Source organism: Kribbella sp. NBC_00382 (assembly GCF_036067295.1).
GTDB lineage: Bacteria > Actinomycetota > Actinomycetes > Propionibacteriales > Kribbellaceae > Kribbella.
Window position 1 is genome coordinate 6029568 of sequence record NZ_CP107954.1, and the last position, 19233, is coordinate 6048800.

At 68.6% G+C, this 19233-nt stretch carries 18 protein-coding genes; 16 read left to right on the plus strand and 2 right to left on the minus strand.

Annotated features, from left to right (window positions below):
* Positions 1-57 precede the first annotated feature (57 nt).
* Positions 58-924, plus strand: a complete 867-nt coding sequence (locus OHA70_RS28760) for a GNAT family N-acetyltransferase (protein WP_328322802.1) — start codon at positions 58-60, stop codon at positions 922-924.
* Here OHA70_RS28760 and OHA70_RS28765 read toward each other — a convergent pair.
* Positions 921-2036 (minus strand): dipeptidase, encoded by a 1116-nt coding sequence (locus OHA70_RS28765; protein WP_328322803.1) that lies wholly within the window; start codon positions 2034-2036, stop codon positions 921-923. The two genes, OHA70_RS28760 and OHA70_RS28765, sit on opposite strands and share 4 nt — an antisense overlap.
* 67 nt (positions 2037-2103) lie before the next feature.
* Between OHA70_RS28765 and hisI the strand changes: the two genes are divergently transcribed.
* From hisI to OHA70_RS28830, 13 genes are all read left to right on the plus strand, one after another.
* Positions 2104-2454 carry a phosphoribosyl-AMP cyclohydrolase gene (hisI, locus tag OHA70_RS28770; RefSeq protein WP_328322804.1) on the plus strand — a complete coding sequence of 117 codons (351 nt, stop codon included), beginning with the start codon at positions 2104-2106 and terminating at the stop codon, positions 2452-2454.
* Positions 2451-3941: an anthranilate synthase component I gene (locus tag OHA70_RS28775; protein WP_328322805.1), complete on the plus strand. Its 1491-nt coding sequence runs from the start codon at positions 2451-2453 to the stop codon at positions 3939-3941. Before hisI ends, OHA70_RS28775 begins: the two co-directional genes overlap by 4 nt.
* On the plus strand, positions 3941-4471 hold the full coding sequence (locus tag OHA70_RS28780; protein WP_328322806.1) for a Trp biosynthesis-associated membrane protein: 531 nt from the start codon (positions 3941-3943) through the stop codon (positions 4469-4471). Before OHA70_RS28775 ends, OHA70_RS28780 begins: the two co-directional genes overlap by 1 nt.
* A 55-nt stretch (positions 4472-4526) precedes the next feature.
* Positions 4527-4787 carry an HGxxPAAW family protein gene (locus tag OHA70_RS28785; RefSeq protein WP_328322807.1) on the plus strand — a complete coding sequence of 87 codons (261 nt, stop codon included), beginning with the start codon at positions 4527-4529 and terminating at the stop codon, positions 4785-4787.
* 15 nt (positions 4788-4802) lie between these two features.
* Positions 4803-5609: an indole-3-glycerol phosphate synthase TrpC gene (gene trpC / locus OHA70_RS28790; protein ID WP_328322808.1), complete on the plus strand. Its 807-nt coding sequence runs from the start codon at positions 4803-4805 to the stop codon at positions 5607-5609.
* 53 nt (positions 5610-5662) lie between these two features.
* The gene (trpB, locus tag OHA70_RS28795; protein WP_328322809.1) at positions 5663-6871 is read left to right on the plus strand and encodes a tryptophan synthase subunit beta; all 1209 of its coding nucleotides are present in this window, start codon (positions 5663-5665) and stop codon (positions 6869-6871) included.
* Positions 6868-7692 (plus strand): tryptophan synthase subunit alpha, encoded by an 825-nt coding sequence (trpA, locus tag OHA70_RS28800; RefSeq protein WP_328322810.1) that lies wholly within the window; start codon positions 6868-6870, stop codon positions 7690-7692. The genes trpB and trpA overlap by 4 nt, the downstream gene beginning before the upstream one ends.
* Before the next feature lie 7 nt (positions 7693-7699).
* A complete protein-coding gene (locus tag OHA70_RS28805; protein WP_328322811.1) occupies positions 7700-8362 on the plus strand; it encodes an SCO family protein in 663 nt (220 codons plus the stop codon).
* Positions 8359-8823: a MauE/DoxX family redox-associated membrane protein gene (locus tag OHA70_RS28810; RefSeq protein ID WP_328322812.1), complete on the plus strand. Its 465-nt coding sequence runs from the start codon at positions 8359-8361 to the stop codon at positions 8821-8823. Before OHA70_RS28805 ends, OHA70_RS28810 begins: the two co-directional genes overlap by 4 nt.
* Positions 8820-9536 carry a DsbA family protein gene (locus OHA70_RS28815; protein WP_328322813.1) on the plus strand — a complete coding sequence of 239 codons (717 nt, stop codon included), beginning with the start codon at positions 8820-8822 and terminating at the stop codon, positions 9534-9536. Before OHA70_RS28810 ends, OHA70_RS28815 begins: the two co-directional genes overlap by 4 nt.
* 72 nt (positions 9537-9608) lie before the next feature.
* Positions 9609-10625, plus strand: a complete 1017-nt coding sequence (gene lgt / locus OHA70_RS28820) for a prolipoprotein diacylglyceryl transferase (RefSeq protein WP_328322814.1) — start codon at positions 9609-9611, stop codon at positions 10623-10625.
* On the plus strand, positions 10618-11334 hold the full coding sequence (locus OHA70_RS28825; protein ID WP_328322815.1) for a VIT1/CCC1 transporter family protein: 717 nt from the start codon (positions 10618-10620) through the stop codon (positions 11332-11334). Before lgt ends, OHA70_RS28825 begins: the two co-directional genes overlap by 8 nt.
* 10 nt (positions 11335-11344) lie before the next feature.
* The gene (locus OHA70_RS28830) at positions 11345-12154 is read left to right on the plus strand and encodes a hypothetical protein (protein ID WP_328322816.1); all 810 of its coding nucleotides are present in this window, start codon (positions 11345-11347) and stop codon (positions 12152-12154) included.
* Here the strand turns inward: OHA70_RS28830 and OHA70_RS28835 are convergent.
* On the minus strand, positions 12118-12975 hold the full coding sequence (locus OHA70_RS28835) for a phosphotransferase (protein ID WP_328322817.1): 858 nt from the start codon (positions 12973-12975) through the stop codon (positions 12118-12120). The two genes, OHA70_RS28830 and OHA70_RS28835, sit on opposite strands and share 37 nt — an antisense overlap.
* Positions 12976-13225: 250 nt before the next feature.
* Here OHA70_RS28835 and gltB point away from each other — a divergent pair, with 250 nt between their 5' ends.
* A complete protein-coding gene (gene gltB, locus OHA70_RS28840) occupies positions 13226-17749 on the plus strand; it encodes a glutamate synthase large subunit (RefSeq protein ID WP_328322818.1) in 4524 nt (1507 codons plus the stop codon).
* On the plus strand, positions 17749-19215 hold the full coding sequence (locus tag OHA70_RS28845; protein ID WP_328322819.1) for a glutamate synthase subunit beta: 1467 nt from the start codon (positions 17749-17751) through the stop codon (positions 19213-19215). The genes gltB and OHA70_RS28845 overlap by 1 nt, the downstream gene beginning before the upstream one ends.
* Positions 19216-19233: the final 18 nt, after the last annotated feature.

Genomic DNA, 19233 nt, shown 5'->3' on the forward strand with positions numbered 1-19233 from the left:
CGCACCGCAGGGAAAGTCGGATGCGTTCTGTCGGTTGGGTGGTGTGGGATGGGCGGTATGACGATCTGGTTGGGGACGCCCGAGGTGGCCGGGCTTGCGGGTGTGGCGGCGAAGCTGGCGGAGTGGCAGAGCGACGGTGGGGTCTTTCAGCTGCACCCGGGGGATCTCGGGTGGTACTGGCGGTTCGGCGTCGAGCGCACGGCGGCGGCTGTGCGCGTGTGGGAGCGGGACGGCGAGCGGGTCGCGATCGGGATGCTGGACGAGCCTGATCTGCTGCGCCTCGCGTTCGCGCCGGAAGCGCTCGACGACGAGGAGCTGGCCCGCCGGATCGTCGATGACTGTTCCGATCCCGGGCGCGGCGTGCTGATCGAGGGCAAGGTGTACTTCGAAGCGCCGACCGCAGGCGTGATCCAGGAACTCCTCACCAAAGACGGCTGGACCCTGGACGAGCCCTGGCAGCCGCTGCGGCGCGACCTCGCCGAGCCGGTCGAGGACGGCGGCCTCACCATCGAGACAGTCGGACCGGACAGCGCTGCCGAGCGCACAGCGATCCAGCGGGCCTCGTTCGACGGCTCAACCTTCACCGACGACCGCTGGCACGCAATGGCAGCCGGTACGCCGTACGCGACCGCCCGCTGCCTGCTCGGCCGCGACGCCCAGGGCACCGCCGTCGCGGGCGTGACCGTGTGGTCAGCCGGCGAAGGCAAGCCCGGCCTGCTCGAGCCGATGGGTGTCCACCGCGATTACCGCGGCCGCGGTTACGGCCAAGCGATCACCCTCGCGGCGGCCGCAGCCCTCCGCGAGCTCGGAGCGTCGAGCGCAGTCGTCTCGACGCCCTGCTTCAACGTCGGCGCGGTCTCCACCTACGAATCCGCCGGGTTCACCCCACTCGCCCAAACCCGCGACCAGGTCCGCAACAGCTAGACGGCGGCGGCCTCGTCGCTGGCGCGAAGCACCCGAAGAATGTTGCCGCCGGCAAGCTTTGCCAGGTCCTCGTCGCTCCAGCCACGGTCGGCCAGGGCGTAGAACAGCGACGGATACGACGCCACATCCGGCAACCCGTCCGGGAACTCCGGGCAGCCGTCGTAGTCGCCGCCCAGCCCGATATGGTCGACGCCGGCCACCTCGCGGACGTGCTCGACGTGTGCCACCACGTCCTCGAGCGTGATCCGGGGCTTCGGCACGTCGTACGCCTCTTTGAGCTTCTTCTGCTGAGCCGGCACCAACGGATCGAGGTCGAGCGAACCGGCCACCTCGCGGGCGCCGGCCACCCAGTCGACGTACGCCTGCGATACGAAGTACGGGACGAACGTCACCATGCAGACGCCATCGTTGCCGGCAAGCGTCTGCAGGACGTCGTCGGGCACGTTCCGCGGTACGTCGCAGACCGCGCGGGCCGACGAGTGGCTGAAGATCACCGGAGCGCTCGTCACGCGGAGCGCGTGCCGCATCGTGTCGGCCGAGACGTGCGAGAGGTCGACCAGCATGCCGATCCGGTTCATCTCGCGGACGACGTCCTCACCGAACGAGTTCAACCCACCGAGCACCGGCTCGTCGGTCGCCGAGTCGGCCCAGGAGACGTTGTTGTTGTGGGTCAGCGTCATGTACCGCACGCCGAGCGAGCGCATCACCCGCAGGACGCCGAGCGACTCACCGATCGAGTGGCCGCCCTCCATCCCCATCAGGGAAGCGATCCGGCGCTCCTTGAAACAAGCGTCGACATCGTCAGCGGTGACGGCGAGCTGCAGCGCCTCCGGGAACCGCGCGACCAGTCGGTGCACAAAGTCGATCTGCTCGAACGTACGGCGTACCGAGTCCGCGTCCTGCGGCACCCACAACGACCAGAACTGCGCCGCCACCTGCCCGAGCCGCAGCCGGGGGAGGTCGGTGTGCAGCTTCGGCACCGAGATGCTCAGGTCGTACTTGTCGAGGTCGTACTCGGCCAGCTCGTAGAAGGCGATCGGGAGATCGTTGTGGCCGTCGACCAGCGGATGGTCCTGCAACAGTCCCTGCACCCGGGCAACACTGGAGGTCATTGCGCCATCCTGTCAGGATTGCCCGCAGCTCGCACGGGCTGAGCAGGGCGCGGTCACGGTGCCCCGCATGGTGCGAGACAATGGACACGTGGACACCGAGGAACTCACCTTCGACGCGGCGGGCCTGATCCCCGCGGTGGTGCAGCAGTACGACACCCGCGAGGTGCTGATGGTCGGCTGGATGAACGCCGAGGCCGTACGCCGGACCGCCGCGACCGGCCGGAGTACCTTCTGGTCGCGCAGCCGGCAGGAGTACTGGGTCAAGGGCGAGACGAGTGGCCACCGGCAGCACGTGAAGCAGATCCTCGTGGATTGCGACGCCGACACCCTGCTCGTCCTGGTCGACCAGGAAGGCCCCGCCTGCCACACAGGTACCCGCAGCTGCTTCGAGCACGGTGAGATCGAGGTCAAGGCATGAACTCTCCGGACCTGGAGACCTTCCGCGAGTACACGAAGGACCGCCGGGTGATCCCGGTGACGCGCAGGCTGCTCGCCGACGCGGAGACTCCCATCGGCGTCTACGGCAAGCTCGCCGCCGAGCGCGAGGGCACGTTCCTCCTGGAGTCGGCGGAGAACGGCGGCGTCTGGTCGCGGTACTCGTTCATCGGCGTCCGCAGCGCCGCCACGCTGACCGAGCGCAACGGCGAGGCGGTCTGGAGCGGCAACCCGCCGGTCGGCCTGCCGCAGACCGGTGACCCGCTGCAGGCGCTCCGCGAGACGCTGGAGATCCTGCACACGCCGCGGCTGCCCGATCTGCCCCCGTTGACCGGCGGCATGGTCGGCTTCCTCGGGTACGACGCCGTGCGCCGGCTGGAGAAGTTGCCGGACACAACGATCGACGACCTCGGCCTGCCCGAGCTGACTTTCCTCTTCGCCACCGATCTGGCAGCGCTCGACCACGAGACCGGCGAGATCTGGCTGATCGCGAACGCGGTCAACTGGGACGACTCGGACGAGCGCGTCGACGAGTCGTATGCAGATGCCGTCCGCCGGCTCGACGCGATGGAGCGCGACCTGGCGCAGCCGACCCCGTCGTACGTCGTCAGGGCGGACCGCAAGGCGCTGCCCGACCCGCACCGGCAGCGGTCCAGCGCGGAGTACCGGGAGGCCGTGGAGACCGCCAAGGAGGAGATCCGGGCGGGGGAGGCGTTCCAGATCGTCGTCTCGCAGCGATTCGAACTGCAGACGTCGGCGAGCGCCCTCGACATCTACCGCGTGCTCAGAAGGTCCAACCCGAGCCCGTACATGTACCTCGTGCGCCTCGATGGCTTCGACATCGTCGGCTCCAGCCCCGAGGCGCTGGTGAAGGTCACCGACAACAAGGTGATCCTGCACCCGATCGCGGGCACCCGCCCCCGCGGCGCGACGCCGGAGGAGGACCGGGCGCTGGAGGACGAGCTGCGCGCGGACGCCAAGGAGCGCGCCGAGCACCTGATGCTCGTCGACCTGGGCCGCAATGATGTCGGCCGGGTCTGCGCGCCGGGCACGGTCGAGGTGGTCGACTTCATGGACGTCCGCCGCTACAGCCACGTCATGCACCTCGAATCGACCGTCACCGGACACTTGCAGGCGGGCAAGACCGCTTTCGACGCGCTCACGGCGGCCTTCCCGGCCGGAACGTTGTCGGGGGCACCCAAACCGCGCGCGATGGAGATCATCGACAAGCTCGAGGTCACCCGCCGCGGCGTCTACGGCGGCGTGGTCGGCTACCTCGACTTCGCCGGTGACGCCGACACGGCGATCGCCATCCGCACTGCGGTCCTCCGCGGCACGACGGCGTACGTCCAGGCAGGCGCGGGCATCGTCGCCGACTCGGACCCTGCCTCGGAGGACGCAGAGTGCCGGACCAAGGCCGCCGCGGTCCTGAACGCAATCGCAGTCGCCGGCACCTTCTCCGAGGTCTGATGCGCCCGCAAAGACTGGTTGACCTGCTGGCCCTGGTGGCACTCGTGCTGCTGGCGCTCTCGGCGTACCTGACCTGGTCGATCGCCGACCCGGGCAGTGGCAGAGCGGTAGTGCACTTCAACGGGTACGCCGTGACCCGCGCGCCCGTGACGCTGGCACTGGCCTCAGCAGTGGCCGTGATCATCACCAAGCTCGCCGGTACTGCGCTACGCCGGGTGCTGTCCGGCCTCATCGTCTTCATGGGCGCTGGAGCCATCGGAGTGGCCCTGCAGGTCCGCCCGAATGCAGCGGAGCTCGGCAGGCTCCGGCCCGAGCTCAGCCAAGCGGTGACGGACTCGGTGACCTTGAGCACCGGCCCGGCGCCCTGGCTGGCCCTGGCAGGCGGTATCGCGCTGCTGGCGGCGGGCATCGTTGCCGTGTCGACGGCGCATCGATGGCGCCGTCCCACGCTGAGGTACGAGCGTGATCCGGCCGTCACTCCGGCCGATCAGTGGAAGGCGATCGACGCAGGTGAGGACCCGACGGTCTGACTGTCGGAGGCAACCGCCACAATAGGACGGGACGACGACGAGGAGTGGCCCAACGATGGACAATACGACGACGGATCAAGCGGTGACCTACGAGAGCGACGAAGCTCACGCGGGCGGCCTGCACGGCAGCTCCCCGGCGGCCTGGACCGCCGTGGTGATCGTGCTGGTGGGATTCACGCTCGGAGCCATCGCGATGGTGATGGGGCCGAACTGGCTGTTGTTCTGGATCTCGGCCGGGATCGCCGTCGCCGGCGGCCTGGTCGGCAAGGTGATGCAGCTGCTCGGCTTCGGTGTCAAGTCCGACGACCACCACTGACGGGCGGAAACAGACATGACTGTGCTTGACGACATTCTCGCCGGGGTCCGGGAGGACCTCGCGGAGCGCCAGGCGCTGGTCAGCCTGGACGACCTCAAGCAGGAGGCCCAGCGCAAGCCGGACGCCAAGGACCCGATGCCGGTGTTCCGCGGCGACGGGATCGCGATCATCGCCGAGGTGAAGCGGTCCAGCCCGTCCAAGGGCGCGCTGGCCGACATCGCCGACCCGGCCGCGCTCGCGTCCGAGTACGCGGAGGGCGGCGCCGCCGCGATCAGCGTGCTGACCGAGAAGCGCCGGTTCGGCGGCAGCCTCGACGATCTGCGCGCGGTCCGCGGGCGGGTCGACGTACCGGTGCTGCGCAAGGACTTCGTGGTCTCCTCGTACCAGCTGTGGGAGGCCCGCGCGGCGGGTGCCGACATGATCCTGCTGATCGTGGCGGCGCTCGAGCAGGAGGCGCTGGTCTCGCTGATCGAGCGGGCCACGTCGATCGGGCTGACCCCGCTGGTCGAGGTGCACGACGAGGAGGAGACCCTGCGTGCGGTGGACGCGGGGGCCCAGGTGATCGGCGTCAACAACCGCAACCTGAAGACGCTGGAGGTGGACCGCTCGACCTTCGCGCGGGTCGCGCCGGTGATCCCGACCAACCTGATCCGGGTGGCGGAGTCCGGTGTGCGTGGTCCGCATGATGTAATCGAGTTCGCGCGCGCCGGGGCCGATGTCGTCCTCGTCGGTGAAACCCTGGTGACCGGCCGCGATCCGCGGGCCTCGGTCGCCGATCTCGTCGCTGCGGGATCGCACCCCGCCATCCAGCAGCGTCACTAGACGTCAGAGTTTCCCCTGCCTCAGCAGGGGAAACTCTTCTCTGGAGGCTTGCAATGACTGCTGTGCTGCCTGACCAGCTCGGGCACTTCGGCCGCTTCGGCGGCAGGTTCATGCCGGAGGCCCTGATCGGGCCGCTCGACGAGCTGACGGTGGCCTGGCAGGAAGCAATGGCCGATCCGGAGTTCACCGGTGAGTTCGAGCGGATGCTGCGCGAGTACGCCGGCGTGCCGAGCCTGCTGTACGACGCGACCCGGCTCTCGGAAGTCGCCGGAGCCCGGATCCTGCTCAAGCGCGAGGACCTCAATCACACCGGCGCGCACAAGATCCGCAACGTGCTCGGCCAGGCGCTGCTCACCAAGCGGATGGGCAAGACCCGCGTCATCGCCGAGACCGGCGCCGGCCAGCACGGCGTCGCCACCGCGACCGCGTGTGCCTACCTGGACCTCGAGTGCGTCGTCTACATGGGCGAGGTCGACACCGAGCGGCAGGCCCTGAACGTCGCCCGGATGAAGCTGCTCGGCGCCGAGGTGATCCCGGTCAAGACCGGTAGCCGCACGCTGAAGGACGCGATCAACGAGGCCCTGCGCGACTGGGTCTCCAGCGTCGACAACACCCACTACCTCCTCGGTACTGCGGCCGGCGGTCACCCGTTCCCCGCGATGGTCCGCGACTTCGTCCGGGGCATCGGCGACGAGGCTCGGGCGCAATCGCTCGAGCTGCTCGGCCGGCTGCCCGACGCGGCGGTCGCCTGCGTCGGTGGGGGTTCGAACGCGATCGGACTGTTCGCGGCATTTGTGCCCGACGCTGATGTGAAGCTGTACGGCATCGAGGCGGGTGGCGACGGGTACGAGACCGGTCGGCACGCAGCCACGATCACGGCCGGGCAGATCGGCGTACTGCATGGCGCCCGGTCCTACCTGTTGCAGGACGACGACGGGCAGACCATCGAGTCGCATTCGATCTCGGCCGGGCTCGACTACCCGGGCGTCGGTCCCGAGCACTCGTGGCTGGCGGAGACCGGGCGAGCGTCGTACCGGCCGGTGTCGGACGCGGACGCGATGGAGTCGTTCCGGCTGCTCGCCCGGACCGAGGGCATCATCCCGGCGATCGAGTCGGCGCACGCGATCGCGGGCACGCTCGAGATCGTCAAGGAGCTCGGCCCCGACGCGACCGTCCTGGTCTGCCTGTCGGGCCGTGGTGACAAGGACATGGACACGGCCGGCGAATGGTTCGGCCTGATCGACGGGAACGGCAAGGCATGAGCGACCTAGTTGCCTTGGGCAACGCTGGAGCGGCGATCCGCAAGGCCAACGACGAGGGCCGGGCCGCGCTCGTCGGCTACCTGCCGGCCGGGTACCCGACTATCGACGGCGGTATCGACGCGATCAAGGCGCTTGTCGACGGTGGCGCCGACGTACTCGAGATCGGCCTGCCGTACAGCGACCCGGTGATGGACGGGGTGACGATCCAGCGCGCCGCCGAGATCGCCCGGGCCGGCGGCCTGCGGACCCGCGACGTGCTCGCCACGGTCGAGAAGCTCGCCGCGTACTCCGACGTACCGGTGCTCGTGATGACGTACTGGAATCCGGTCGAGCGGTACGGCGTGGACCGGTTCGCCGCCGATTTCGCGGCGGCCGGGGGAGCGGGGCTGATCACGCCCGACCTGGTCCCCGATGAGGGGGCCGAGTGGATCGCGGCGGCCGACAAGCATGAGCTGGACAAGGTGTTTCTCGTCTCGCCATCGTCGACGGATCAGCGGATCGCGATGACCACGGCGAACTGCCGGGGCTTCGTCTACGCGACCGCGGTGATGGGTGTCACAGGCGCTCGCGACCAGACGTCCGATCTGGCCGCGCCGCTGGTGAGCCGGACGAAGGCAACGACCGATCTGCCGGTCGGCGTCGGCCTCGGCGTCTCCAACGGGGATCAGGCGGCGGCCATCGCGAAGTACGCGGACGCGGTGATCGTCGGCTCGGCCTTCGTGAAGGCGCTCGACGCGGGTGGCGCCACCGGCGTACGGGAACTGACGGAAAGTCTCGCCGAAGGCGTCCGGCGGGAACCCCGCGAGCCCGTTGAGCGTTGAACCGTCCGTGAGTCGAACCAGGAACGCGGCTGTTCTCCTCGCCGCGGTGGCTCTGCTTGCCCTCGTGGGCTGCAGCGGCGGACAGAAGCAGACGGCCAACAACCCCGGCGGGGCCATCATCCGGACCCCGGCAGGTGATCCGAGCGGGTTGCGGGGGGCAACCTTGGACCGGCCGTACGCGCTGCCGGCCAAGGTGCTGACCGATACATCGGGCAACGACTTCAACCTGGTCACCTCGACCAAGAAGCCGGTCACGCTGGTCTTCTTCGGCTACACCAACTGTCCGGACGTGTGCCCGACGGTGATGGCCGACGTGGCGTCCGCGCTGACGAAGCTCGACGAGTCGGTGCGGGACCAGGTGCAGTTGCTGTTCATCACTACCGACCCGGCGCGGGACACGGGGCCGGTGATCCGGAAGTACCTGGACCGGTTCGACCCATCGTTCGTCGGGCTGACCGGGTCGCTGGGGTCGATCAAGGACATCGCCAAGGCGGTCGGCGTACCGGTCGAGGGGATGCAGAAGCTGCCCTCGGGTGGGTACGAGGTCGGCCACGGCGCGCAGGTGCTCGGGTTCGGCAAGAACGACAAGGCCGGGGTGCTCTGGCTGTCGAACGCGGCAATCGGTGATCTGGCGCACGACTTCGGCAAGCTGGTGGAGGACAACCAGTGAAGTCGTGGGTGTCGCTGGTCGCCCGGCTGCTGCTGGGTGGGGTGATGCTGGTCGCCGGTGCGCTGAAGGTGACCGATCCGGAGGCCGCGACGCAGGCGGTCCGGGCTTATGAGTTGCTGCCGCAGGGCTTTGATGGGGTTGTCGGGCTGCTGTTGCCGTTCCTGGAGATCGGGATCGGGCTGCTGCTGATCGTCGGCTACGGTGTTCGGGCCGCTGCGGTGGCGGCCGGTGTCTTCATGGTGTTGTTCATCGCCGCGGTGTGGTCGGCCTGGGTTCGTGGCCTGGCGATCGACTGCGGCTGCTTCGGCGGTGGCGGCCAGGTCGCGCCCGGCGATACGAAGTACCTGCAGGAGATCCTGCGGGATGTGGGGCTGCTGGTGGTCGCGGGGTGGTTGTTCGTCAACCCGCGCAGCAGGTTCGCGCTCGAACCGGAACCCTCGACAGGAGTCGTCGCCTCGTGACCAACAGCAAGAAGAAGAGACCCGCCAGTCCTTTGGTGGTGGAGCCGCAGAAGCGCCGCCTGCCGGTCGGGTTGATCGTCGTCGTGGGCGTGGTGGTGCTGGCGATCGTCGCGGCCGTCGGGGTCGACTACTGGCGCAAGCACTCGTCGGTCGACGTGACCTCGAACGGGCAGACCGAGCCGGCCGTACTGACCGGTCCGGGGACCAACGGCGAAGGTGTCAAGGTCGGCAAGGACAGCGCGACGACGAACGTCGACCTGTTCCTGGACTTCCGCTGCCCGCACTGCGCGGAGTTCGAGAAGGAGACCGGGCCGGTGCTCGACCAACTGGTCGAGGACGGGACGATCACGCTCACGTACTACCCACTGAAGTTCGTGAACCCAGGTGCCTCGCCCCGGCTGGCCAACGCGTTCGCCGCGGCCGCCGCGAGTGGCAAGGCGCTGAGCTACGCCGACGAGATCTACGCCGACTTCACCAAGGCGTGGACCGAGGACCAGCTGATCGAGCTGGGCAAGAAGCTCGGCATCGACGACGCCAAGTTCGAGACCGCGATCAAGGACAACAGTTACGCGGGCTGGCTCGAGTCGATCAACAAGACCTCCAACGATCGCAAGGTGGAAGGCACCCCCACCGTGTTCGTGAACGACAAGATGCTGCAGGGTGACCAACTCACCGTCGACGGCCTCAAGGCCGCCATCAGCGGTATCAGCTGACGCTCCGTCCCCCAATCGTGACCACGGGGTTGGTGGTCGCGATCGGGGCGGGTCGAGTAGGGTCCGACTGCCATGTCTAGTCTCGTGCCCGCCGTGATCATCCCGGCGTTCATCCCCAGTCCCAGCCAGGGTGTCTGGCACCTCGGCCCGCTGCCGTTGCGTGCGTACGCCATCTGCATCCTGATCGGCATCTTCGCCGGCTACTGGCTGGGTCGCCGGCGCTGGATCGCCCGCGGCGGCTCGCCGGAGGTGCTCGCCGACATCATCATGTGGGCGGTGCCGTTCGGTCTGGTCGGCGCCCGGATCTACCACGTGATCACCGACGCCGAGCTGTACTTCGGTGCGGGCAAGCACCCGATCGACGCGCTGAAGATCTGGCACGGCGGGCTCGGCATCTGGGGCGCGGTCGGCTTCGGCTGCCTCGGCGCGTGGATCGCCTGCCGCCGCCACAAGGTGCCGTTCCTGGCGGTCGCCGATGTGATGGCGCCGGGGATCGCGCTGGCGCAGGTGGTCGGCCGCTTCGGCAACTACTTCAACCAGGAACTCTTCGGCCGCCCGACGAACCACTGGTGGGGCCTCGAGATCGACCCGGCCCACCGCCCGGACGGTTTCGCCGACTTCGGCACCTTCCACCCCACGTTCCTGTACGAAGCCATCTGGAACCTGGGCGTCATCGCCCTGGTCATCCTGATCGACCGCCGCTTCAAACTGGGCCACGGCCGGGCCTTCGCCCTGTACGTCGCCGGCTACACCGCCGGCCGCGCCTGGATCGAAAACCTCCGCATCGACACCGTCAACGAGTTCGCCGGCCTCCGCCTGAACGTGTGGACCGCGATGATCATGTTCGTCCTCGCCGTCGCCTACTTCATCCTCGCCACCCGCCTCAAGCCCGGCCAAGAAGACATCACCGCCACGCCAGCCGCCCCCGCCTCACCGGACGCCGACTCGGTGGAAAACCCAGCCACCACCCCCGAGGCGGCGGTTGAGGCAGACCCGGCCACCGAGGCGAATGTGGTTGAGGAGATCGGCCCGCACAGCCCGGTGGAGGGTGACGTGAAGGTCGACTCCACCGACGGATCCCGTGACTGAGATCTCCGCCGAACACTCCGGCGACCACACCCACCGCGACGTCACCGGCGGCTGGCTGAGACCAGCCGTCTTCGGCGCCATGGACGGCCTGGTCTCCAACTTCGCGTTGATCGCCGGCATGGACGGCGGCACCGACAGCGGCTCCAAGTTCATCGTCCTCGCCGGACTGGCCGGCCTAGCAGCCGGCGCCTTCTCGATGGCGGCAGGGGAGTACACCTCAGTAGCCTCCCAGCGAGAACTGGCAAGAGCCGAGATCGACGTAGAACGCCGCGAGATCCAGCGCCACCCCGCCGACGAGGAACGCGAACTCTCCGAGACCTACCAGCAAAAGGGCCTCGACCCGGACCTCGCGGACAGAGTCGCCAAGCAGTTCCACGCCAACCCGGACCAGGCCCTCGAGGAACACGTCCGCGAAGAACTGGGCATCGACCCCAACGACCTCCCCTCACCAGTCGTCGCAGCAGGCTCGAGCTTCATCTGCTTCGCAGTAGGCGCCTTCATCCCGCTCCTCCCGTACCTCCTCGGCGCCAGCTCCGTCATCCCCGCCCTGATCATGTCCCTCACCGCACTCTTCATCTGCGGCGCTGTGGTCAGCCGGGTAACGAGCCGCTCCTGGTGGTACTCAGGCCTCCGCCAACTCCTCCTCGGCGGCGCTGCGGCAGCCCTCACCTACGGCGTCGGTACTTTGGTCGGCCCGGGCATCGGCTAGTGTCTCGCGGGTGTTTCCCGCGGCGATCGACGACCGGCCAGACCAGTTCCTCTACCAATTCGGCGACGTGTTCGCGCGTTTCGGCGCCGACACGCAGGACTCCGGCAACGTCTCGTACGGCGTACAGGTCGCCGGCCAGCGGTACTTCATCAAGACCGCGGGCGACCCGTCCGACCCCGAGCCGTTCGCCAAGTTCGAACGGCGCGAGGCAGGCCTGCGCAACGCAGCCCGGCTGGCCGAGGCGGTCGCCCATCCGCTGTTGCCGGAGTACCACGGCCTGATCGAGTCGCCGGCCGGTCCGTCGCTCGTCTACGAATGGCGCGACGGCGAGCACCTAGGTACGCGGCAGGACAACCCGACCAGCGCGTTCCAGCGTTTCCGCGCCCTCCCCATCGACCAGCTGACCGCCGCGCTCGACCAGCTCTTCGACCTGCACGATCTGCTCAGCAGCCAAGGCTGGGTCGAGGGCGACTTCTACGACGGCTCGCTGCTCTACGACTTCGGCACCCGGCAGCTCACCGCGATGGACCTCGACGACTACCGACTCGGTGCCTACCGCAACGACATGGGACGGATGTTCGGCTCGTCCAGGTTCATGGCGCCCGAGGAACTCTCCCTCGGCGCGCCGATCGACGATCGCACCACCGCCTTCGTGATGGCCCGTACCGCGCTGATCTTCCTCGCCGACGGCACCCTCGACCGCGCGGCCTTCAACGGCTCCGACGCCCAGTACGCCGTACTGCAGGAAGCCGTGACGACCAGATTCCCCAGCTACCAGGCGTTCTACAAAGCCTGGCGAGCAGCCTCCTCGACCACCTGAGCCAACCGGCACAGCCGCTCGATGTGGTCACCTGGCTCGACCTGGCCCAACGACCATGCCGCCCGGGCGACAACCGTGATCGCAGCAGTCAGTACCGCCCCACGCCGTACCGCGTCGTCCGGCCAGCTCGACCGACTCCCGCTTTGGTAGGCAGGCAGCAGTACGTCGATCGCCGCCTCGGTGGATGCCACCAGATACCCGAGATCGAACCCCAGCGGCCCGATCCCGAACTGCTCCCAGTCGACCGCCATCACCTCGTCGCCTTCGCGCCCGAGCAGATTCACCGGATGCGCGTCCCCGTGCACCACCTGCTGCGGCAACCGATCGAGCTCATCCATCAGCTCGTCCCGGCGCTCCCACAACACGCCACAGTCCCGTCGAAGCCCGGCCGGCAACCGATCCTCGAGCACCAGCCGCGCCCAGCCGGCGTCCCTCTCGTCGCCCGCCAGCCGATCCCGCAGAATCCGCCGGGCGAACCACTCCGCCGGTTCGAACTCGTTCAGCCCGAACCGCCCGAGCGCCAACGCCAACTCCGCAGGCTCAAACGAGACCTCTGAGACCGCCGCGCTCCAAACGGTCACACCGTCTGGATCGCTCTCGACCTTCACACACCGAGGCCCGCGCAGCCCGACGGACCGTTCAACCACCCCGTGAGCAGCTACCTCAGCCTGCCGCCGCCAGTACGCGTAGTGATCCGCCCGCTCAACCCCCGGCAGCAACCGCTTGGCCACCAACCCGTCCGGAGTAAGCCAAACCCCGCCGTTGGACACGCCCGTCCCCGCGGTCAGGGCAGTCCAGTCACTGTCCGGCTCCCAGTACATCCACCAAGATCTACCACCTGTACAGGCAACTCACCTGAAATATTCACCCCACCGCCCCGATCGATGTCACCATGGGTAGACAGCGGAGTGAGCGCTTGCTTACACGCCGTGATTGTGGACTGTGAAAGGCGTTCTGACGGTGGGATGAGAGTCCACCTGATGGTCGTCATGAGGTAGTCTCGGGACTCCCGGCTTGGGCCAATGTTGTCCCGCGGCCAGTAGTTGACCGTAGGACGACGGGAGCCCCTGAATGTATGGTCGCCCCCCATTCCCCAGCGAGGGCCTGTACGACGGACGCCACGAGCACGACGCGTGTGGTGTGGCCTTCGTAGCAACCCTCACCGGTGAACCGAGCCACGACATCGTGGCCAAGGCTTTGACCGCCCTGCGCAACCTCGAGCATCGCGGTGCGTCGGGTGCCGAGCCGGACTCCGGCGACGGCGCCGGCATCCTGATCCAGATCCCGGACGCGTACTACCGCAAGGTGTGCGACTTCGAGCTGCCGGTCGCCCGCAGCTACGCGACCGGTATCGCCTTCCTCCCGCAGGATCCCGACGACGCCTCCAAGGCGATCGCCCGGATCGAGGAGCTGGCCGCCGAGGAGAACCTGACCGTCCTGGGCTGGCGCGAGATGCCGACCACCCCGGACCTGCTGGGCGCCACCGCGCGTTCGGTGATGCCGGTGTTCCGCCAGCTGTTCGTGGCGGCCAAGGCCGGTCGCGTGCTCGGCCTGGCGCTGGAGCGGATGGCCTTCCGGCTGCGCAAGCGCGCCGAGAAGGAGACCGAGACCTACTTCCCGTCCCTGTCGGGCCGCACCATCACCTACAAGGGGATGCTGACCACCGACCAGCTGGACAAGTTCTTCCCCGAGCTGACCGACCCCGACCTCGCCTCGGCGATCGGCGTCGTGCACTCGCGCTTCTCCACCAACACGTTCCCGTCCTGGCCGCTGGCCCACCCGTACCGGTACATCGCCCACAACGGCGAGATCAACACCGTGCAGGGCAACCGGAACTGGATGCGGGCCCGCGAGGCGCTGCTCGCCAGCGACCTGATCCCCGGCGACCTGGAGCAGCTCTACCCGATCTGTACTCCGGGAGCCTCCGACTCCGCCTCGTTCGACGAGGTGCTGGAGCTGCTCCACCTGGGCGGCCGGTCGCTGCCGCACGCGATGCTGATGATGATCCCGGAGGCGTGGGAGAACGCCACCACGATGGATCCCAAGCGCCGCGCCTTCTACGAGTTCCACTCGACCCTGATGGAGCCGTGGGACGGACCGGCGTCGGTCGTCTTCTCCGACGGCACCAAGGTCGGCGCGGTCCTCGACCGCAACGGCCTGCGCCCCTCGCGGTACTGGGTCACCGATGACGGGCTGGTCGTACTGGCCTCCGAGGCCGGCGTACTCGACATCGACCCCGCGACCGTGGTCCAGAAGGGCCGGCTCGAGCCGGGCAAGATCTTCCTGGTCGACGTCGAGGGCCACCGGATCATCACCGACAACGAGGTGAAGTCGGCGCTGGCCCGCGAGAACCCGTACGACGAATGGCTGCACGCCGGCCTGATCCGGTTCGACGACCTGCACGAGCGGGAGCACGTCGTGCACAGCCACGCCTCGGTCACCCGGCGCCAGCAGGTGTTCGGCTACACCGAGGAAGAGCTGCGGATCCTGCTCACCCCGATGGCCAAGACGGGTGCCGAGCCGATCGGCTCGATGGGCACCGACACCCCGATCGCCGTCCTGAGCGACCGGCCGCGGCTGCTGTTCGACTACTTCGCGCAGCTGTTCGCACAGGTCACCAACCCGCCGCTGGACGCGATTCGCGAGGAGCTCGTCACCTCGCTGTCCTCGTCACTCGGGCCGGAGGCGAACCTGCTCAACCCGGGGCCCGCGTCCTGCCGTCAGGTGGTGCTGCCGTTCCCGGTGCTCACCAACGACGAGCTGGCCAAGCTCCGCCACATCAACCTGGACGGCGACCTGCCCGGCCTCGCGACGACTGTGCTGCGCGGCAACTACGTGGTCGAGGGCGGCGGTGCGTCGCTCAAGGCCCGGCTCGACGAGATCTGCGCCGAAGCCGACGCAGCGATCGCGGCCGGCGCCCGGATCCTGGTGCTGTCCGACCGGCACTCCAACGCAGAGCACGCGCCGATCCCGTCGCTGCTGCTGACGGCCGCGGTTCATCACCACCTGGTGAGGGAGAAGACCCGCACCCAGGTCGGTCTGGTCGTCGAGGCCGGCGACGTCCGCGAGGTGCACCACGTCGCCCTGCTGATGGGGTACGGCGCCGCCGGAGTCAACCCGTACCTGGCGCTGGAGTCCGTCGAGGACCTCTGCCGCCGCGGAACGTACTTGCCGGGTATCGAGCCCGACCAGGCCGTCCGCAACCTGGTGAAGTCGCTGGGCAAGGGCGTGCTCAAGGTGATGTCCAAGATGGGCGTCTCCACCGTCGCGTCGTACACGGGCGCGCAGATCTTCGAGGCCAACGGTCTGGCCCCGGACCTGGTCGAGGAGTACTTCACCGGTACCTCCTCCAAGCTCGGCGGGATCGGTCTCGACGTCATCGCCGAGGAGGTCAGGCGTCGGCACCTCCGGGCGTACCCGGCCGACGGCATCCTCAGCGCACACCGTGCGCTCGACGTCGGTGGCGAGTACCAGTGGCGGCGTGAGGGCGAGCCGCACCTGTTCGACCCGGAGACCGTGTTCCGGTTGCAGCACTCGACCCGCACCGGTCGGTACGACGTGTTCAAGCAGTACACGTCGCGCGTCGACGAGCAGTCCGAGCGGCTGATGACGCTGCGCGGTCTGTTTGGCTTCAAGTCCGGCCGCGAGCCGATCTCGATCGACGAGGTCGAGCCGGTGTCGGCGATCGTCAAGCGGTTCTCGACGGGTGCGATGAGCTACGGCTCGATCAGCGCCGAGGCGCACACCACCCTCGCGATCGCGATGAACCGGCTCGGCGGCAAGTCGAACACCGGTGAGGGCGGCGAGGACTCCGACCGGCTGCACGACCCGTCCCGGCGGAGCTCGATCAAGCAGGTGGCTTCGGGTCGCTTCGGCGTCACCTCGGAGTACCTGACGAACTCCGACGACATCCAGATCAAGATGGCGCAGGGCGCGAAGCCCGGTGAAGGTGGTCAGCTGCCGGGGCACAAGGTGTACCCGTGGGTGGCCAACACGCGGCACTCCACACCTGGCGTCGGTCTGATCTCGCCGCCGCCGCACCACGACATCTACTCGATCGAGGACCTGGCCCAGCTGATCCACGACCTGAAGAACGCGAACCCGCTGGCTCGGGTCCACGTGAAGCTGGTCTCGGAGGTTGGCGTCGGCACGATCGCCGCAGGTGTGAGCAAGGCGCATGCGGACGTCGTACTGATCTCCGGGCACGACGGTGGTACCGGTGCGGCTCCGCTGACCTCGCTGAAGCACGCGGGAGGGCCCTGGGAGCTCGGTCTGGCCGAGACCCAGCAGACCCTGCTGCTCAACGGGTTGCGGGACCGGATCGTCGTCCAGACCGACGGCCAGCTCAAGACCGGCCGGGACGTCGTCGTTGCGGCACTGCTCGGGGCTGAGGAGTACGGCTTCGCCACCGCTCCGCTGGTCGTCTCGGGCTGCATCATGATGCGCGTCTGCCACCTGGACACCTGTCCGGTCGGCGTAGCGACGCAGAACCCGGTGCTCCGCGAGCGCTTCGCGGGGCAGCCCGAGTTCGTCGTCAACTTCTTCGAGTTCATCGCGGAGGAGGTCCGGGAGTACCTGGCCGAGCTTGGCTTCCGCACGCTCGACGAGGCGATCGGGCATGCCGAAGTACTGGACATCAAGCGCGCGGTCGACCACTGGAAGGCTGACGGGCTCGACCTGTCGCCGATCCTGCACGTGCCGTCGCTGCCGGAGGGTGCTGCACGGCACCAGACCGTCAAGCAGGACCACGGGCTCGACAAGGCGCTCGACAACGAGCTGATCCGGATCTGCGCGCCGGCCATCGACAACGGCGAGCCGGTCCGGGCGCAGCTGGCGATCCGGAACGTGAACCGGACCGTCGGCACCATGCTCGGCAACGCGATCACCAAGAAGTACCGCGCGGCCGGACTGCCCGACGGCACGATCGACCTGACCTTCACCGGATCGGCGGGCAACTCGTTCGCCGCCTTCGTGCCGCGCGGTGTCACGCTCCGGCTGGAGGGCGACGCCAACGACTACGTCGGCAAGGGCCTGTCCGGTGGACGGGTGGTGATCCGCCCGGACCGCGACGCGCGGTTCGACGCGGCCGACCAGATCATCGCCGGCAACGTGATCGCGTACGGCGCGACCTCGGGCGAGCTGTTCATCAATGGTGGCGCAGGGCAACGATTCTGTGTCCGGAACTCCGGTGCCACCGCGGTCGTCGAAGCGGTCGGCGACCACGCCTGCGAGTACATGACGGGTGGTCGCGTCGTCGTCATCGGCGCGACCGGCCGGAACTTCGCGGCGGGCATGTCGGGCGGCGTGGCCCACGTGCTCGATCTGGACCCAGCGCTGGTGAACCCGGAGCTGGTCGACCTGCTCCCACTCACCGAGGCGGAGTCCGAGCTGTTGCACGACCTGGTCCGCAGGCACCACGAGGAGACCGGTTCCGAGCGCGCTGAGAAGCTGCTCGGCGACTGGACCGCCGCGGCTGCCCGCTTCACCACGGTGATGCCCCGTGACTATGCCCGCGTACTGGCAGCCAAGGCGGCTGCCGAACGTGACGGGCTGGACGAGGACGCCACCACGCGAGCGATGATGGAGGCCATCTGATGGCTGACCCGAAGGGATTCCTGACCACCCAGCGCGAGGTCGCCGACCGTCGCCCGGTCGAGGAACGCAAGCAGGACTGGAAAGAGGTCTACCACGGTGGGCCCGGCAAGGCGCTGCTGCCGATCATCACCAAGCAGGCGGGCCGCTGCATGGACTGCGGCATCCCGTTCTGCCACTCCGGCTGCCCGCTGGGCAACCTGATCCCGGAGTGGAACGACCTGGTCTGGCGCGACGACTGGACCGGCGCGATCGAGCGGCTGCACGCGACGAACAACTTCCCGGAGTTCACCGGGCGGCTGTGCCCGGCACCCTGTGAGCCGGCCTGCGTGCTCGGCATCAACCAGGAGCCGGTCACGATCAAGAACGTCGAGGTCGCGATCATCGACAAGGCCTGGGAGTCCGGCGACGTCCGGCCCCAGCCGCCGGAGTGGCTGACCGGCAAGACGATCGCGGTCGTCGGCTCCGGCCCGGCCGGTCTTGCGGTCGCGCAGCAGTTGACGCGGGCAGGTCATACCGTCGCCGTCTACGAGCGCGCCTCGGCGCCGGGTGGGCTGCTGCGGTTCGGCATCCCCGAGTTCAAGATGGAGAAGGCGCAGGTCGAGCGCCGGATCCAGCAGATGAAGGAAGAGGGCACCGTCTTCCGCTCCGGCGTCAACGTCGGCGTGGACGTCACCGGGACGCAGCTCAAGCAGCGGTACGACGCTGTCGTGATCGCCACCGGCGCGACGGCGGCCCGCGATCTGCCGGTACCGGGCCGCGAGTTCGGCGGCATCCACCAGGCGATGGAGTACTTGCCGCAGGCCAACAAGGTCGCGCTGGGGGAGACGGTCGAGGATCAGATCGTTGCCACCGGCAAGGACGTGGTGATCATCGGTGGTGGCGACACAGGTGCGGACTGCCTCGGTACCGCGCATCGCCAGGGTGCTCGCAGCGTCACCCAGCTGGAGATCATGCCGCGGCCCTCGGAGGAGCGCCCGGCCGGCCAGCCGTGGCCGACGTACCCGATGATCTACCGCGTCGCCTCGGCTCACGAGGAGGGCGGCGACCGCGTCTACGCGGTCTCCACCAACAACTTCGTGGCGGATGCTGACGGCAACGTTTCTGGTCTGGACCTGGTCGAGGTCGAGCTCGTCGAGGGTCGCTTCACTCCGGTACCGGGGAGCGAACGCACCATCCCGGCGCAGCTCGTGCTGCTCGCGATGGGCTTCCTCGGCCCGGAGAAGGAAGGCTTCCTCGAGCAGCTCGACGTCGAACTGGATGAGCGCGGCAACGTCAAGCGCGACAAGTCCTACCAGACCTCGGTCGACGGCGTCTTCGCCTGCGGTGACGCCGGTCGAGGCCAGTCCCTGATCGTCTGGGCCATCGCCGAAGGCCGCTCCTGCGCCGCCGGTGTAGACGCCCACCTCACCGGTTCCTCCACCCTGCCCACCCCGATCCCACCCACGGCCCGCCCGCTGGTGGTCTGACCGCGCGCCGAGATGCAC

What these genes read in the sequence shown, in the direction of transcription:
- OHA70_RS28835 (WP_328322817.1), bottom strand. Translation starts at nt 12,975, where the DNA reads ATGTACTGGGAGCCGGACAGTGACTGGACTGCCCTGACCGCGGGGACG.
- OHA70_RS28760 (WP_328322802.1), top strand. Translation starts at nt 58, where the DNA reads ATGACGATCTGGTTGGGGACGCCCGAGGTGGCCGGGCTTGCGGGTGTG.
- lgt (WP_328322814.1), top strand. Translation starts at nt 9,609, where the DNA reads ATGTCTAGTCTCGTGCCCGCCGTGATCATCCCGGCGTTCATCCCCAGT.
- OHA70_RS28775 (WP_328322805.1), top strand. Translation starts at nt 2,451, where the DNA reads ATGAACTCTCCGGACCTGGAGACCTTCCGCGAGTACACGAAGGACCGC.
- trpC (WP_328322808.1), top strand. Translation starts at nt 4,803, where the DNA reads ATGACTGTGCTTGACGACATTCTCGCCGGGGTCCGGGAGGACCTCGCG.
- hisI (WP_328322804.1), top strand. Translation starts at nt 2,104, where the DNA reads ATGGTGCGAGACAATGGACACGTGGACACCGAGGAACTCACCTTCGAC.
- OHA70_RS28780 (WP_328322806.1), top strand. Translation starts at nt 3,941, where the DNA reads ATGCGCCCGCAAAGACTGGTTGACCTGCTGGCCCTGGTGGCACTCGTG.
- OHA70_RS28845 (WP_328322819.1), top strand. Translation starts at nt 17,749, where the DNA reads ATGGCTGACCCGAAGGGATTCCTGACCACCCAGCGCGAGGTCGCCGAC.
- OHA70_RS28765 (WP_328322803.1), bottom strand. Translation starts at nt 2,036, where the DNA reads ATGACCTCCAGTGTTGCCCGGGTGCAGGGACTGTTGCAGGACCATCCG.
- OHA70_RS28785 (WP_328322807.1), top strand. Translation starts at nt 4,527, where the DNA reads ATGGACAATACGACGACGGATCAAGCGGTGACCTACGAGAGCGACGAA.
- trpB (WP_328322809.1), top strand. Translation starts at nt 5,663, where the DNA reads ATGACTGCTGTGCTGCCTGACCAGCTCGGGCACTTCGGCCGCTTCGGC.
- gltB (WP_328322818.1), top strand. Translation starts at nt 13,226, where the DNA reads ATGTATGGTCGCCCCCCATTCCCCAGCGAGGGCCTGTACGACGGACGC.
- trpA (WP_328322810.1), top strand. Translation starts at nt 6,868, where the DNA reads ATGAGCGACCTAGTTGCCTTGGGCAACGCTGGAGCGGCGATCCGCAAG.